Annotated in this window: 17 protein-coding genes; 4 read left to right on the forward strand and 13 right to left on the reverse strand. The window is 26.1% G+C overall.

Going from position 1 to position 16,289, the window contains the following annotated elements:
* The first annotated feature begins 5 nt into the window (after positions 1 to 5).
* Positions 6 to 410: a hypothetical protein gene (locus ACQRD5_RS14530; RefSeq protein WP_291625036.1), complete on the forward strand. Its 405-nt coding sequence runs from the start codon at positions 6 to 8 to the stop codon at positions 408 to 410.
* Between the two features lie 88 nt (positions 411 to 498).
* On the opposite strand, the gene ACQRD5_RS14535 is transcribed toward ACQRD5_RS14530, so the two are convergent.
* The 5 genes from ACQRD5_RS14535 to ACQRD5_RS14555 all read right to left on the reverse strand — a co-directional run bounded on the left by ACQRD5_RS14535 (position 499) and on the right by ACQRD5_RS14555 (position 5,170).
* Entirely contained in the window at positions 499 to 1,083 is a 585-nt protein-coding gene (locus tag ACQRD5_RS14535) for a hypothetical protein (protein WP_291625038.1), read from the reverse strand.
* A gap of 64 nt (positions 1,084 to 1,147) precedes the next feature.
* Entirely contained in the window at positions 1,148 to 3,583 is a 2,436-nt protein-coding gene (locus tag ACQRD5_RS14540; protein WP_320899882.1) for a heavy metal translocating P-type ATPase, read from the reverse strand.
* A 206-nt stretch (positions 3,584 to 3,789) separates the two neighbouring features.
* Positions 3,790 to 3,966, reverse strand: coding sequence for a response regulator transcription factor (locus ACQRD5_RS14545; protein WP_291625136.1), 177 nt, complete (start codon positions 3,964 to 3,966; stop codon positions 3,790 to 3,792).
* A gap of 74 nt (positions 3,967 to 4,040) precedes the next feature.
* Positions 4,041 to 4,172: a hypothetical protein gene (locus ACQRD5_RS14550; protein ID WP_291625042.1), complete on the reverse strand. Its 132-nt coding sequence runs from the start codon at positions 4,170 to 4,172 to the stop codon at positions 4,041 to 4,043.
* Between the two features lie 191 nt (positions 4,173 to 4,363).
* The gene (locus ACQRD5_RS14555; protein WP_308780536.1) at positions 4,364 to 5,170 is read right to left on the reverse strand and encodes a cation diffusion facilitator family transporter; all 807 of its coding nucleotides are present in this window, start codon (positions 5,168 to 5,170) and stop codon (positions 4,364 to 4,366) included.
* A 581-nt stretch (positions 5,171 to 5,751) separates the two neighbouring features.
* Here ACQRD5_RS14555 and ACQRD5_RS14560 point away from each other — a divergent pair.
* Positions 5,752 to 7,062 (forward strand): VanW family protein, encoded by a 1,311-nt coding sequence (locus tag ACQRD5_RS14560; RefSeq protein ID WP_291625045.1) that lies wholly within the window; start codon positions 5,752 to 5,754, stop codon positions 7,060 to 7,062.
* A 43-nt stretch (positions 7,063 to 7,105) separates the two neighbouring features.
* On the opposite strand, the gene ACQRD5_RS14565 is transcribed toward ACQRD5_RS14560, so the two are convergent.
* The 5 genes from ACQRD5_RS14565 to ACQRD5_RS14585 all read right to left on the reverse strand — a co-directional run bounded on the left by ACQRD5_RS14565 (position 7,106) and on the right by ACQRD5_RS14585 (position 12,798).
* Complete coding sequence (locus ACQRD5_RS14565; protein WP_291625047.1) at positions 7,106 to 8,311, reverse strand: NAD(P)/FAD-dependent oxidoreductase; 1,206 nt, start codon at positions 8,309 to 8,311, stop codon at positions 7,106 to 7,108.
* Between the two features lie 127 nt (positions 8,312 to 8,438).
* Positions 8,439 to 10,088 (reverse strand): hypothetical protein, encoded by a 1,650-nt coding sequence (locus ACQRD5_RS14570; protein WP_291625048.1) that lies wholly within the window; start codon positions 10,086 to 10,088, stop codon positions 8,439 to 8,441.
* A 2-nt stretch (positions 10,089 to 10,090) separates the two neighbouring features.
* On the reverse strand, positions 10,091 to 10,876 hold the full coding sequence (locus ACQRD5_RS14575) for an ABC transporter ATP-binding protein (protein WP_320899884.1): 786 nt from the start codon (positions 10,874 to 10,876) through the stop codon (positions 10,091 to 10,093).
* Positions 10,877 to 10,936: 60 nt separating this feature from the next.
* On the reverse strand, positions 10,937 to 11,911 hold the full coding sequence (locus ACQRD5_RS14580; RefSeq protein ID WP_291625052.1) for an aromatic acid exporter family protein: 975 nt from the start codon (positions 11,909 to 11,911) through the stop codon (positions 10,937 to 10,939).
* An 11-nt stretch (positions 11,912 to 11,922) separates the two neighbouring features.
* The gene (locus ACQRD5_RS14585; protein ID WP_294362599.1) at positions 11,923 to 12,798 is read right to left on the reverse strand and encodes a radical SAM/SPASM domain-containing protein; all 876 of its coding nucleotides are present in this window, start codon (positions 12,796 to 12,798) and stop codon (positions 11,923 to 11,925) included.
* 106 nt (positions 12,799 to 12,904) lie between these two features.
* Between ACQRD5_RS14585 and ACQRD5_RS14590 the strand changes: the two genes are divergently transcribed.
* The gene (locus ACQRD5_RS14590) at positions 12,905 to 13,450 is read left to right on the forward strand and encodes a J domain-containing protein (RefSeq protein WP_294170248.1); all 546 of its coding nucleotides are present in this window, start codon (positions 12,905 to 12,907) and stop codon (positions 13,448 to 13,450) included.
* A gap of 47 nt (positions 13,451 to 13,497) precedes the next feature.
* Here ACQRD5_RS14590 and ACQRD5_RS14595 read toward each other — a convergent pair whose 3' ends face one another.
* Positions 13,498 to 13,911: a hypothetical protein gene (locus ACQRD5_RS14595; protein ID WP_320627996.1), complete on the reverse strand. Its 414-nt coding sequence runs from the start codon at positions 13,909 to 13,911 to the stop codon at positions 13,498 to 13,500.
* A gap of 11 nt (positions 13,912 to 13,922) precedes the next feature.
* Positions 13,923 to 14,621 carry a putative ABC transporter permease gene (locus tag ACQRD5_RS14600; protein ID WP_291625061.1) on the reverse strand — a complete coding sequence of 233 codons (699 nt, stop codon included), beginning with the start codon at positions 14,619 to 14,621 and terminating at the stop codon, positions 13,923 to 13,925.
* 112 nt (positions 14,622 to 14,733) lie between these two features.
* On the opposite strand from ACQRD5_RS14600, the gene ACQRD5_RS14605 reads away from it, so the two are divergent.
* The gene (locus tag ACQRD5_RS14605) at positions 14,734 to 15,156 is read left to right on the forward strand and encodes a hypothetical protein (RefSeq protein WP_291625063.1); all 423 of its coding nucleotides are present in this window, start codon (positions 14,734 to 14,736) and stop codon (positions 15,154 to 15,156) included.
* Positions 15,157 to 15,350: 194 nt separating this feature from the next.
* Here ACQRD5_RS14605 and ACQRD5_RS14610 read toward each other — a convergent pair whose 3' ends face one another.
* Positions 15,351 to 16,235, reverse strand: coding sequence for a ComEC/Rec2 family competence protein (locus tag ACQRD5_RS14610; RefSeq protein ID WP_294170252.1), 885 nt, complete (start codon positions 16,233 to 16,235; stop codon positions 15,351 to 15,353).
* Between the last annotated feature and the right edge of the window lie 54 nt (positions 16,236 to 16,289).

Below are 16,289 nucleotides of genomic sequence, written 5' to 3' on the forward strand. Positions count from 1 at the left end.
AAGTTATGGAAGGGCAAAATATAAATGAAGATAATGAAAGAGTTCAACCTAATGACAATACTTATCTAACATTATATGAAACTAACGAAGTATTGAAACAACTTCCTAAAATCCTTAGTCAAATGAAAAATATTATTTTAAGTACTAATAATAACTTAGCTTTATTACAATCTGAAGTTAATATACTTAAATCTGATCAAGAAAAATTTAAAAGAGATGTTACTCGTGCATTAAATATAGTTTCTACCAAATTTTCAAATATAGATAAAATAGAAGAAGATATAAATATTTTAGATCAAATTTTAGGTAAAAGATTTACTGAAATAGAAGATGAAATAATTTTAACTCAACAAATGGCAGCAAAAAGTTTAAATGAAGTATTAAAATTTAAAGAACATTGGAAAATCTAGTAGGGCTGTAATTTAAAATTTCAGCCCTTTTATCTTTTTATATAATAAATATAAAAAGAGTAAATGAGAATCACTTACTCTACTAATTTTATTTAATTTCCATAGTTCCAGTTATTTTTGAACCCTCATCTATATGAAATGTATTTTTATCTTCCTCATTATTAAAATATACATTCCCCTCTATTTTAGTTCCTTCTAGCTTTACTTCTTTAGCTTCTATATAGAGATCCCCTTTAATAGTACCACCTTCTATTTTAGTATTTTCATCTTTAATTGTAAGTTTAGGTACCGTTAAAGTATAATCTGCTATTTTTTCTTTGTTTTCATTTGTCTTATATAGAGCAACTACTCTTGAAGTATCAACCATTTTATTTGGATTATCTTTATCTGCTTTTTTAAAACCTGAGTTTAAAACTATTTCTTTTGAAGTTGTTACATCATTTTCTAATATCACTATCCAACTTTCATTAACAGCCCTCATTAGCTTTTCTTCATCTGTTACTCTTGATGGAGATGTTACTATATCAACAGTTCCGTTATTTTTATTAGTTTCAGATTTATTACTATCTGTTACATTAGGTGTTGTTTCATTTTTATTATTTTTATTTCTACCACACCCCACAGACAATAAAGTAACCATAGCTAAGGGTATTACTAATGACTTAAATTTCATATTAATGTCCTCCTAAATTTTAATCATTAATAATTTCCCCATATTTACATAAAATATTTATACTTTAAATACTTGCTTTAAAATTTCTAAGTCTTAAAGCATTTAATAAAACAGAAACTGAGCTTAAACTCATAGCACCAGCTGCTATCATAGGATTTAGTAATTGTCCTCCAAAAATATGAAGAACTCCCATTGCAACTGGTATTCCTAAAACATTATAAGCAAATGCCCAGAATAGATTTTGCTTAATATTATTTATTGTAGCTTTACTTAATTGTATTGCTTTAATTACATCTAATAAATCACTTCTCATAAGAACTATATCAGCAGATTCCATTGCCACATCAGTTCCAGAACCAATTGCTATTCCAACATCAGCTTGAACTAAAGCAGGAGCATCGTTAATTCCGTCACCAACCATTGCAACTTTTTTATTATCATTTTGTAACTTTTTAACTTCATTTGCTTTATCTTCTGGTAATACTTCTGCTAACACTATATCAATTCCAACCTCTTTAGCAATTGCTTTTGCTGTTTTTTCATTATCTCCAGTTATCATAGCTACCTTTATTCCCATATTATGAATAGCTTCAATAGCCTTTTTACTATTTTCTTTAACTGTATCTGCAACTGCCACAATACCTTTAATTTCATTATCAGCAGATAAGAACATAGGAGTTTTACCTTCTTCTGCTAACTGGTTAGATTTATTTTGTAAATCTCCTAAATCTATTCCTCGTTCAACCATTAACTTTTTGTTTCCTAATAAAATAATACTATTTTCTATTTTTACTTCTATACCATGCCCAGGTATAGCTTTAAAATCTTCTATTTCTTTTAATTTAATATTTTTTTCTTCTGCTGCTTTTACTATTGCTTCTCCTAAAGGATGCTCAGACCCTTTTTCAGCACTAGCTGCTAATGCTAAAATTTCTGTTTCACTTATCCCTTTAGTTATTATATTAGTTACTTTTGGCTTTCCTTCTGTTATTGTACCTGTTTTATCAAATACTATAGTTTCAACCTTATATGCAGTTTCTAATGCTTCTCCACCCTTTATAAGAACTCCATTTTCAGCTCCCTTACCAGTTCCAACCATAATTGCTGTAGGTGTTGCTAAACCCAAAGCACATGGACATGCTATTACTAAAACTGCAATAAATATAGTTAATGAAAATACAGCTGATTCACCTGATATATACCAACCTAATGCTGCTATAATAGCTAATCCTATTACAGCTGGAACAAAGTACGCTGCTATCACATCTGCAAGTTTTGCAATTGGTGCTTTTGTTCCTTGAGCATCTTCAACTAATTTTATTATTTGAGCAAGAGCTGTATCATCTCCAACCTTTGTAGCTTTATATTTTATAAAACCTGTTTTATTAATACTTGCTCCAATTACCTTACTTCCAATACTCTTTTCTACTGGAATACTTTCACCTGTAAGCATAGATTCATCTATTGAAGTATTTCCTTCTATAATTTCTCCATCCACTGGAAGCTTTTCTCCTGGTTTTACAATTACAATATCAAAAACCTTTACCTCTTCAATTGGAATAGTAAGCTCTTTTCCATCTCTAATAATATTTGCAGTCTTAGGTACTAATCCCATTAGCTTCTTAATGGCATCTGAAGTTTTTCCCTTTGATACTGCCTCTAAATACTTCCCTAAAGTTATTAATGTAAGTATTACTGCTGCTGATTCAAAATACAAATGCATTGCATATTCATGCTCTCCAATATTTATTTTATAAATAGCAAATAGCCCATAAACAACTGCTGCTGATGTTCCTATTGCAATTAAAGAATCCATATTAGGACTTAATTTAAATAAATTCTTAAATCCTATAAGATAAAACTTATAGCCAATTATCATAACTGGTATAGTTAAAGCAAGTTGAGTTATTGCAAAATTAAGTGGATTCATCATTGGATCTATAATATGAGGTAACTGCATTCCTACCATGTGACCCATTGATATTATTAATAGAGGAATTGTAAATATTAAAGATAAAATAAATCTATACCAAAGTTTTTTAAAGTCTGGAATTTTCTTTACTGCATCCTCCTTTTTTTCTTCTACAATTAAGTTATAGCCTGCTTTTTCTACTATGCTTTTTAATTCATTTACAGATATTTTATTTTCATCAAAAGTTATATTTAATTTTTCTGTAGCAAAATTTACTGATGAATTTTCTACACCACTAACTTTCTTAGTAACTCTTTCAACTCTATTTGCACAAGCTGAGCAGGTCATTCCTTCAACTTTAAAACTATAGTTCTTGATACTTTTCTCTACACCATATCCTGCTTTTTCTATTGCACTTTCAATATCTGAATTATTTATTTTATCATTATCATATTTTACATTTAAAGTTTCTGTAGCAAAATTTACATTTGCCTCTTCCACTCCATCAAGCTTACCTACAACTTTTTGAACTCTATTTGCACAAGCTGAGCAGGTCATTCCTGTTATCTTAACTTTTTCTTCCTTCATTTTAAGCCCTCCTTCACCACCCCCTAGGGGTGGTATGGTTTTATTATACTATTTCTATTATTGATGTCAATAATAATTCTCATTCTTAATATTTATAATTAAAAATAAAAAATAATAGGTCTATATATTTAATATATATATGCCTATTATCTAACTTTTTCCTTAATACTAAACATCTATTTATTTTACTAATTTTAACATTATTTTCAACGAAATTTATCATTGAAAAAAGAATCTATATTATTCCTTATTGCATATATAGTTGCTTGTACCCTATCTTCAACACCTATTTTCTTAAACATACTTGTTATGTAGTTTTTTATAGTTTTTTCATATAAAAATAATTTATCTGCTATTTCTTTATTCTTTAATCCTCTTGATATTTCAACTAATTATTCTATTAAGACCTTCTCTTATTAAATCGTGATCATCTACTACGATTACATTAATTTTATTCTTACTCATCTTTTTTAACCTTTCTATTTACCGGAAGTTTTATTTTATATGCAGTTCCCTCATTAGGTGAGGATTTTATTTCTATTCTTCCACCTAAAGACTTAACTCTTTCATATATTCCTAGCTCCTCCATACCATTTTATTCAAAAAATATTAATTAATATAAAAGTATCATAATTTTCTATAATAGTAAAATTATTATTTTTATACAATAAAAAAGAAGATATATGTTATCTTTCTTATGTCTATCAAACTACAAGACTCTAAAATATAACATATATCTTCTTAGATTTAAGGTGATAACCTTTTATTTTATTAGTAAAATTATATTGCCCATTTTCTATTTTTAGTAAAAGAAATACTTAGCCACTTTTTTAAATCAAAATGATTTGTGTTTTTGTCAATAATTTCTCTAACCTTATCCATATCTTCTATTGACTTTATTTTAGATTCATTTGAAATAATAAAATCTATTTCAATTCTAAGTTCTCTTCCAATCTTCACAACTCTTGATATGGAATCTTCTACATTATATTCTTTTTCTATTTCCTTTACTAATTTTAATATATCATAATTTATTTCATTATTTGCACTTGAATAAATTAATTCCTTAAATGCTGAAATAATAGATGTAATTGGCATCCTTAAAAATATGCTAGATGATAAAATTACCATACCTGGATCCACATATATTGAAATTTTATATAACCCAATATATTTAAGTAATACTGAAAGTAAAAAACCTATTAAAACACCTACACTTAGCATAGCATCCATAAACCATTGATTACTTTCTACTTTTACTATTTCGGAATTAAGATTTTTTGATGTTCTTCTCATATAAAAATATATTAACGTACATCCAATAGACGATATCAAAGCATATCCTACAGCAAATCCCTCTTCAACATCATTTCCACCATTAATCACCTGCTTAATGGCTGAAATCATAGTTATTGAACACATTATTAATAGTACTAATGACTTAATTATTACTATTATAGGTTCTAAATTACATTTTCCAAAAGGATATTTGTTAACATCATTTTTATTAATAAAATTAGTTGCTATTATTGCAAATAAAGCTAACCCTAAGCTTATTAATGAGTATAGCCCATCAAATTGAATCATTTCAGATTTTATCGCTCATCCCCAGGCAATACCTAGTATAGCGAATAACAATCCACCAAAAGCTGAAAATTTAAGCATTTTGTTTTCCGCTTCCATAATATCACTCCCTTAACATATAATCTCTTAATAATATTTTATACATATGGACAATCATCCTCAACTCATTAATATAATCTAATAATTTAATTAATGTGGGTATTCATATTTTTATTTTTTAATTAAAAAGCATAAAAGTACATTATTCTAAATATAATTATACTTAAAATCTATTAATTAACTCTAAACTTTTTAATTCCCTCATTGATTTCATTTTCTCCATTAAATGCCTTATTTCCTTCATTTCCCAATTTCATCTTTTTTACAAAATAAACATAATTACTCTTATATTGCTAAATGTGATATTTTTTTATTTTAAGCATATTAAAATTTTTCGCAAATAAATATATATTTTTTTTACGTTTTTATGCAAATTTTTTAAAATTAATTGCAATTTTTGCCATTATTTCTTGAAAAAATTATCCTTTAGAGTTAAACTATATATGTATATATAAAAAAAAGATTCTTAAAGAAAGTTGGTACTTATGGAAAATAATAATCTTAACACAAACATACCAAAGGAAGTGGTAGAAAATAAGAAAAGTACAATTTTCAAATCAAAGAGTTTTAAGATTACACTTGTAGTATTATTAATCTTACTTATTGGTATAGGTTATTGGTTATTTAGGAATATCAGTTTAATTGATAGCTATAGTGATAAAGTTTATCCAGGCGCCTATATACTAAATAAAGATTTATCTGGTTTAAATAGCGATGATTTGCATAATACTCTAATTTCTTTAGTTAATGATATAAGTAATAAAGAAGTATCTGTTACGGCAAATAATCAAAAGTTTAATATTTCTTATAAAGATTTAGAAGCTAATATAAACTATACTGAATTAGAAGAAAAAATCTTAAGCTTTGGTAAAAATGAAGGATTTTTAAATAAAATTAACTTAATTAAAAAACCTACTAATAGAGAATATGAGTTTGAAGTTTTATTTAATGAAGAAAATTTAAATAACTTTGTATCAAACATCGCAAATGCAGTAGATGTTGCTCCTATTGATGCCTCTATTAACATAGCTGGAGGAATTAGTATTACTAATGATACAACAGGACTTAAATTAAATTCATCACAGCTGCTAGATACAATTAAAAATCAAATTAAAGATATGAAAGCTCCTAATACTGTAGAAGTAGTTGGAAATGTAGATGTAGTGGAAGCTAATATTAAGGCTAGTGCTTTAGCAACAGTTAATAACAAAATATCTTCTTTTACAACTCATTATTCAGCTGGTCCAAGTGGGACAAATCTTCAAATAGCTGCAAGAAATATCGATAATAGCATAGTTATGCCAGGCGAAACCTTCTCTACAGAAAAGGCTATTGGTCCAACAACTTTAGAAAACGGATTTGTTGAAGCAAACACTTATGTTGGTGGTGAAGTAGTTCCTGGAGTAGGTGGTGGCGTATGTCAAGTTGCTTCAACCTTATATAACACTATGCTTAGAGCTGGTATAATACCTACTGAAAGACTTAATCATATGATGAAAGTTTCTTATGTTCCTATAGGACTTGATGCTACTTTAGCAGATAATCTTATAGATTTAAAATTTGTCAATGATTTTGATTTTCCTATAGTAGTAAATTCATATGCTAGTAATGGAAGCTTAACTATAGAATTTTGGTCTAATGATTCTGTTGAAGATGGTATCCGTTATGAACCAGTATCTGTACCTTTAGGACCATTAAGCGCAGATACTTATTTATATGGATATAATTCAAATGGTGAACTAGTAATTAATAAATACTTAGATAGAAGTACTTATCAACCACTTCCTAATAATTAACGTAAAAAAGATAATTTGCAACATGCAAATTATCTTTTTTAGTTTAATTTCCTAACATCCCAGCTAAATAGCCAGTAGAAAATGCAATTTGTAAATTAAATCCTCCAGTTTCTGCATCTATATCTATTACTTCCCCTGCAAAAAATAAATTTTTTATTTTTTTTGATTCCATAGTAGAAGAATTTATTTCTTTCACACTGACTCCTCCACTTGTTACCATAGCTGCTTTTATAGTAATAGTATCCTCTACTGTTAAAGTCATTTCTTTTATATGTTCTATTAATTTCACTTCATCTTCTTTTTTTAATTCGGCCACTTTAACTTCAGTTAAATTTAATATATTTAGTATTTCTTTAATAAAATTTTGTGGTAAATACTCTTTTAAATTATTTAATATACTTTTATTGCTCCCTCTTATTATCTTAGACAACTCTTCTTTTGAGATATATGGTAAAAAGTCAATTTTTATATTAACTTCTCCATCCTTTAATAACTTATTTATATAAGAAGAAAATTTAAGTACTCCTGGTCCTGATATTCCAAAGTGTGTAAATATCATATCCCCTTGTCTTTGAATCTTTTTCTTTTTAATTGTAGTACTTATTATTACTTCTTTCATTGCTACACCTTGAAGATTTTTAACAAATCCATTTTTGGTAACTAACGGTATTAAGGCTGGATAAAAATTATTAATGGTATGACCATGTTTTTGAAGTATATCAAACATACTTCCATCAGAACCTGTAGTAGGATAACTTTTCCCACCTGTTGTTACAATTACTTTATCAGCTAATATTTCATCCCCTTTTTCAGTTACTATTCCATTAATAGTTTCATTTTTAATTATTAAATCTTGAACTTTTGTATTATAATAAATTCTTACATCATTTTTCATAAGCTCTCTTTTAAAAATATCAATTACTTCATCAGCTTTATCACTTTTAGTAAATACCTTTTCATCATATTCCACCTTATATTCTAAGCCTTTACTTGAAAAATAATCTAAAAGATCTCTATTTGTAAAATTATAAAGTGCACTATATAAAAACTTTTTGTTAGTAACAATTTTATCAAAAAACTCTTCTATATCTCTATTGTTAGTGATATTACATCTTCCGCCACCAGTAAGCTTTAATTTCTTACCAATCTCATTATTTCTTTCAATTAGAATAACCTCATTATTTTTTGAAGCTGAAAGTGCAGCCATAATTCCTGCTGGACCAGCTCCAACTACTATAACCTTTGACATGTGTATCTCCTTAATTTATCTGTATTCTTTGACATCTATTATATACTAAAAATAAAAAGTGTGAAATATAATATTATTTTTAGTATTTTTGTAAATACAATGAACAATATATTTCACACAATGTTTTTTAACTTTTTAACTTAATCTTAGAAATATTAAAGGCAACATTCCAAAGTATTAAATCTATTATAATTAAAATAATTAAGTATATAAAATTTAATAAAAGAATTTTACTAATTGCAAAGTGAATTAAAAGCAATATTAAAGCACAGCCTAAAGATGTAAATAATGTTAATAAACCTTCACCACTGTTTGTAGCTTCAAACTTTTGTGAAAATGGAAATACTTTTTTTAAAACTCCAAAATTAATTATCATTAATAATATAAAGCTTAAAAATGCAATAATTAGATGAATAATTACCCTAGGTCCAAAAATTATAATAAATATTGTAGATAAAATTATATAAGGTCCAAGCATTAGTTTATATAAAGCTGCTTTGATTACACCTTTAAATATACTTGAAATCTTCATAATTGGTGCAACCTCATATATCCATGCCCCTAAATACTTTTCAGAATATCTAAGCATTACTAGAATATTTGGAATAACTATTGCAAAAGCATAGATGGATAAATAAAATCTCGATCCCCTTATATTACCAAATATCCCTCCTATACTATTTCTCTCCATTGCTGGTAAAATAAATATTAGTGGAAATACTATTCCTAAAGCTAAATTCGGATAAATCTTAAGTTTAAATTCTCTTTCTGAATTCATAATACCAAGAGAAAAATTAAAGAAGGCTCTTTCACTATTATCTTTACAAAATAAATTATTAATCTTTATCAAAAGCTTATTCTTTTCTTTTATTTTATCTTCATTATTATTTAACTTTTGAAGATTATTTTCAAAAGATGGTATTAATTTTATATAAATAATTATAGATATTATTGGAATAGCTATAGCTAGTACACACATTATTATCTTTACTAAAGTTATTCCTTCTCCTGAAATAATAGAAAGTGGAGCTGAAAACCACATAGACGGTATTAATAAATGCCATATTTTTTCTTTATAAATAATATTAGATACATCTATAACTCCAAATAATCTAGGAACTATTTGATAAAGTACTACCATAGCTATACTTAAAACAATTTGCACATAATTAATCATATCCTTAAGCTTTTCACCATCAAAAAACTTTAATACAAAAAGATATACTAATGCTGTTATAATTATCATAAATATATCTAATAATATTATTTCTAACAAAAATATTAAAGAATATAGTCCTCCATATTTAAAGGATATTATAAAAGAAAAACCCACTAAAGCTAGAGTTAAGTAAATCATATAAATAACCACATGCGTTATTTTAGCAGCATTTAAAGTCTTATTATCAACTCCTTTAGTAAATAGTATATTTTTATCTCTTACATCTAAAATTACATATGAAAAGTCAGAAATAAAAATAGTTAAAACCATAAACATAATTGCCGAAAAATAAATTGTCATCAAATACATTTTATTAACATCAATTATCAGCATAAGCCCTATAAATACTCCAAACAAAGCATACATTATTAAAGCCTTATAAAATTGATTTGAATCCTCTTTATTCTTTCTAGAATCATTAAAAACTGTTGCTTTTCTTCTTCCATCCATAGTTAATTTTGTATTTAATATTAATCTAAATACATCATAATCTACTCCTGCTTTTTTATATAGCCATGATAGCTTGTCTATAATCTTTAAGACCTTAAACTCTTTCATGGCTATACCTCTTCTTTAACTACTGAAATAAATTTTTCAGCAAGTTCCTTATACTCATGAAATCCAGTAACTTCATTAAAGATATTTTCAAGGGAACTTTCCTTATAACTGTTTTTCAATTCTTCAAAGTTTCCATCAGCAACAATTTCACCATTATTTATTAAAATAATTCTATCACTTATTTTTTCTACTATCTCCATTATATGAGAGGAATAAAATATAGTTTTCCCTTCCTTAGCTAAAGCAGCTAATAATTCTTTTATTATCATTACACTATTAGCATCTAAACCACTTAAGGGTTCATCTAAAAATAAAACTTCTGGATTATGAATTAAACTAGATATAAGAATAAGCTTTTGCTTCATACCTTTAGAATAAGAGGATATTCTTTTTTCATAAGCATCTAATATTCCTAATATATCCATTAGTTTTTTAGCTTTTTCGTCAGCCTTATTATATTCTATTCCATATAGTTGCCCAACAAAGGTTAAATATTCTTTTCCAGTTAAGCTATCATATATTTCTGGAACTTCTGGTACATATCCTATTCTTTTCTTATAACTTTCATTACCTTTTGATATTTCTTCTCCAAAAACTTTTATTTCTCCTGAATAACCTTTAAGCAAACCAAGTATTAATTTTACAGTTGTACTTTTCCCAGCCCCATTAGGTCCAATATACCCTATAATATTTCCCTTATTAACCTTTAAATTAATACCTTTTAAAACATCTTTTTCTCCAAAGCTTTTTCTTAAATCAATTAATTCTAATACTACATTATTATCCATTTTATCACCCCTTATACTATTTTACCTTTTTTTAACTTACATGTAAATTTATAAAGAAGATTATTTTTTATTTTCCTGTGGATTATATCTAAGTACAAAATTTCTTTTCATTATTAATAAGTCTTCCATATCATTTAAAAATTGTAATAACTGAGCTCTATTTTCAAATTCCTCTCTAGTTTTAGGCAATGCCATTTCCTTAAATCCTAATTTTAATAATTCTAATTCTTTTAAAAGCTCCTTACAATCATTTCTATCTTTAACTTCATCTGCAACATTTTTAGTAAACTTTGATATCATATGAGTTTGTTCAAAAGACATGTAAAACCTTTTAAAATGAGACCTTAATTTTTTTATAATCTCAAACTGATTTTTTCTCATATTCATATAATCAACATAATAATAATTACCTTTAAAGAAATTATTATTATAAATCTTATATGCTCTTTCTAAACTTTCATTTAATCTGTTTTCTATATCCCTAATTATTACTTCCTCATCCCTATCCACTGTATAAGTTAATAAAGATTTAGACATTTTAGTTAATATAATCTTATAACTTTTTTCTATATATTCCTTATCCTTCTCAAATTCATCATTTAAAGAAGGCATATATAAATTTGCAATTGATGCAATACCAACTCCAATTGTCATTATTAAAAGCTCATTAATTATTAAATATAAGGATATTTCATCAGTTACTAAAAAGTGAGTTGATAATACTACAGCTGGTACCATACCTTCTGAAATATTAAATTTTGATGTAAAAGGAATAAATATAAATAGAAATAAGGCAAAGGTTATAGGATTTTGCCCAATATATTTATATATCACAACAGATAAAACTATAGCTACTGTACAAGCTATAATCCTATTTTTTCCTACTATTAATGCTTTTTTCCTAGTATCTTGAATGCTTAAAATAGCTATTACAGCAGCTACAGTTGAAAACTGTAAATCCATAGCATTTGCTATAACTAAGGCTATAGTAGCTGATACAGACATCTTAAAAGCTAAATTATATATATATTTCAAGCAATTACCTCCTATTTAAATTTTCTTTTTGCATAACCACATCTTTTACAAAGATCTTCTACTGCTCTTCTTTGTGAAAATCCATCATAAATATCTATTGCTCTTTTCGAATTAATAATATCTCCTAAATCCTCTTTAAAGATATTTCCTAAAGGTATTTTCCCTTCACTATCTAAACAACAAGGAACTACTGTACCATCTAACAAAATTCCTAATTGATCTCTTAATCCATAGCAAAATACCTCTTCACTAATAAGTGAAATACTAGAATCTGGCCAGCTAAACTTTTCTGCCATATTTAAATAAACTCTTTCCTTTAGCTTAATCCCTCTTTTATCTAATAGTGCATCCTTTATTGAAAAATTAATATTTAAATTTTCTTCTATTAATTTTAATATATCTAAATTCAAATTATTATTTGCTTTTAAATCTTCAGTATCTATATTCCATAACCTAAGAGAGCATATAATTTCAGTTTTCTTATTTGCCTCTTCAATAAATTGCAAAATGTTATTTAAATAATCATAAAAATTAATATTATTTTCATTTGCTTCAAAGCTATGAAGTGAAATATTTATTTGCCTAATTGCTCCTGAATTAATTAATACATCCTTCACATTATTTATTAATGTTCCATTAGTAGTTATATTAACTTTTATATTTGCTTCCTTTGCAATTTGAAGAAAACTTTCTAAATTATTATTTAAAAATGGTTCTCCCATTAAGTGTAAATAAATATGATTTGTATATCCTTTAACTTTATTTATTATTTTTTTAAAGTCCTCAGTTTCCATAAATCCTAGTTTTCTACTAGTCTTAGGGCAAAAATTGCAACTTAAATTGCATATATTAGTTGTTTCTATATATATTTTTTTAAATCTTGTCATAAGTTTTCTCCTTTTTCTTTTATAGAATTAATTTATCATATTATTCTTATTCTTCCAATATATTAAGTAATATGAGATAAATAATAATTAAGGATGTGAGTTAAATTTGGATCCATATAAGGTTTTAGGGGTTTCTCCAAATGCTTCTAAAGATGAAATTAAAAAAGCATATAAAAACATATTAGAAGAATATGCATTAGGAAATTCAACAATAGATTCACGCCCCTTAGCAGAGGGTATTATAAAAGATGCTAATACGGCTTATGATGTTTTAGTTACCGGCAATTTTTACAAAGAAATAAGGTCCTATATTGATAATGACAATATTCCTGTTGCTGAAAGTAAATTAAATCTATTAGATTTAAAAAATTCCGCAGAATGGAATTATTTAATGGGATTTGTTTATTTCAAAAAAGGTTGGTTTGACATCGGTCTTCAACACATTTTAAAATCTACAGAGCTTGACCCTTTTAATGAAGAATACTCTGCCACTTTAAAAACAATTAGAAATAGATCAAATGAGATAATTAATTATTATAAGCAAAATAATAATCAAAATCCAACTCCAAATAATAACCCAAATCCTCCTCAAAATAACATGAATATGTGTGGTGGTGGCGGTATGGGTAGTGGTGGCGGTGGCCTCTGCTAAATAAAAGGAGCTGCCTTGGCAGCTCTAATTTTTTCATTATTTTACATTTACTCTAATTGAGTTATTAATCTTCTCATTACATCCTTTAATTTTCCTTCTCCTACTTCTTCATTAACCCCTGCTATTATTACTCTTATATCATTATCAGATAGATCCCATTTATATGCTTTAACATCTATAATAGAATCCGCTGGTAATAATTCTTCCATATCTGTAGCTAATTCTTCACTTAAGCTCATATACTCATCAAATAATTCATCTTCACTTAAGTCTTTTATATCATAATCATCACTAATTATTTCATTTAAAATATCAATTGAAATACTTAAGTTATATGCAAAAGTATCTTCTCTTTTAGTTCCCTTACTCATATCCTTTAGTACCTTAAATTCAGAATTTTTTTCTATTTCATTTTTCATTTCATCAGTATCAACTACTTTTCTTCCAAAAGCTATATACATAATTCCTCCAATTAAAATTTAATATTATTATCTATAGATTCCTTTATTAATGCTTTAAGTTTATTAAACTCTTCTTTATATCTTTTATGTTCAAGCTGTGGGAAAGCATTAATAAGTCTTTTTAGTTTATTAAACTTAAATTCCTTCTTATTAAATTCTTTCTTAAGCTGATTTAAAATATTCATATTCTTAAGAGTAATATTTAAATTAACAACTTCACTAACAGTTAAAGAAATATCCACTGCAAATAATGCAATTAATATAACTGCAGATATAATAATAGTATTATTTGAAAATCTGTTTACTAAACTTAATATTACTGGGTGTATTACTTCCATTAATAAAAGAGATAGTGTAGCAAATAAGGTGGAATTTAACAAACAAACTCTTCCCTTTATGTTAAATTTTCTATTAGAATAATTCCAAAGTCTTGTATGAAAAACATATTCTAATATAAGATCTGCTAAAAATTCTATAATTGATGCTATACTACCTCCAAATAAAAATATTAATATTGGTATTTTTATATTTAATGAATTCATTATTAAAATTACAAATACTGCACCAAAGCCATATACTGGGCAAACAGGTCCTTTCAGAAAGCCTCTATTTATAAATTTTTTAGCTGGAATAGAACAATAAAGAACTTCACATATCCAACCTAAGAAACTATAAATACCAAAAAATATTATCCAAGTTAAAAACCACATAAAATCCCTCCTACTTCAAAATGTTTTATTTCTAAATATGGAAATATCTTAATTGATAGCAATATTTCTTTGTACTATAATATATTTATAATTATATATAGAGGTGTTTAACATGAAATTTTTACAAGGCATATATGGTATTGATTTATTATCATTAATTTTATTACTAGTAGCTTCACTATTTAATCTTTCAAGATATACAAGCCTTATAGGCTTTGCTTTGGTAATAATATCTTTATTAAGAATTTTTTCAAGAAATCTTTCTAAAAGACGTGCTGAAAATAATTCATTAATTAACTTTTTGAATAAACCTTTATCTAAATTAGGCTTAAGAATTCCTTATAATAGTCAACCCATTGATTTTACTAATTTTTCTTATACATATCAAGCAATTAAAAATAAATTAAATGAAAAGAAAAATTATAAAATAACAAGTTGTCCAAAATGTGGTCAAAAGTTAAGATTACCAAGGAAAAAAGGTAAAATAGTAGTAACTTGCAAACGATGTTTACATAAATTTGATTTTAGAACTTAATACACATTGAAGCTATATATTTAAAACTATAATACCTTGATAAATTTATCAGTAAATAAGTTAATTATAGCATATTACTTTAATCTTATTAACCTACTAATTATTAAAAATGGGTAAACTTTCCTTGCAAATATAAAGAGGAAGATAGTTATTTTAATATCTTCCTCTTTATTTTTATTTATAAAAATAATTTGCTATTTTTCAGTCTTAATATTTATAGTATCTCCATCTGACGTAATTGTTATTTGTCCTTGCTTATCAGTTCTATATGATTCAATTCCCATATTTTTTATTATATCTAAAATTTCTCTATGCGGATGTCCATAAGAATTATCAACTCCACAGCTAATTATTCCATACTGTGGTGAAATTGCTTCTACAAATTCCTTTGTAGAGGATGTACTAGAACCATGATGACCAAACTTAATAACATCAGCCTTTAATTCATTAGAATATTTCTTTACAACTTCTTTCTCTACATCTTTTTCTGCATCTCCAGTAAAAATAAATGATTTATTACCATAGGTTAATTTCATAATTGGTGAATAATCATTAAAGTTATCATAAGTATCCTTTGTTGGAGAGTAAGCTTCAAATTTAGCACCTTCTCCTATATCAATACTTGTTCCTTCTTTTATTACCTTTACCTTAAGTCCCTCATTACTTACTGCCTTCATCATATTTTCAAAGGTCTTTGTAGTATTAGTTACCTTAGGCATATAAAAGCTTTTCACATCATACTTTTCAAAAACTTTTGTCATTCCACCAATATGATCTTCATGAGGATGAGTTGCTATTACTATCTCGAAATCATCAATATTTTTCTCTTCTAATTGTTTCATTAGCTTATCTGAATCACTTTTAGGGCCTGCATCAATAAGTATATCTAAATCATTAACTCTTATATATGTAGCATCACCTTGTCCAACATCCAAATAAGATATTTCTATATTCCCAGTAGGATTTCCTAGATTATTTTCTACAATATCTTTACCAAAAAAGGCAGAAAATATTGCAATAATAGCAAATACAATAATAGTTATTAATTGAGCCTTTTTATTGCCTTTATGCTTTTTCATAGTTTTTTCAAAAGCATTTTTTAAATCTTTTTCTTTTGTCAAAATTCCTTCCTC

The sequence above is a fragment of the Clostridium sp. SGI.024 genome, from assembly GCF_050315195.1.
GTDB lineage: Bacteria > Bacillota > Clostridia > Clostridiales > Clostridiaceae > Clostridium.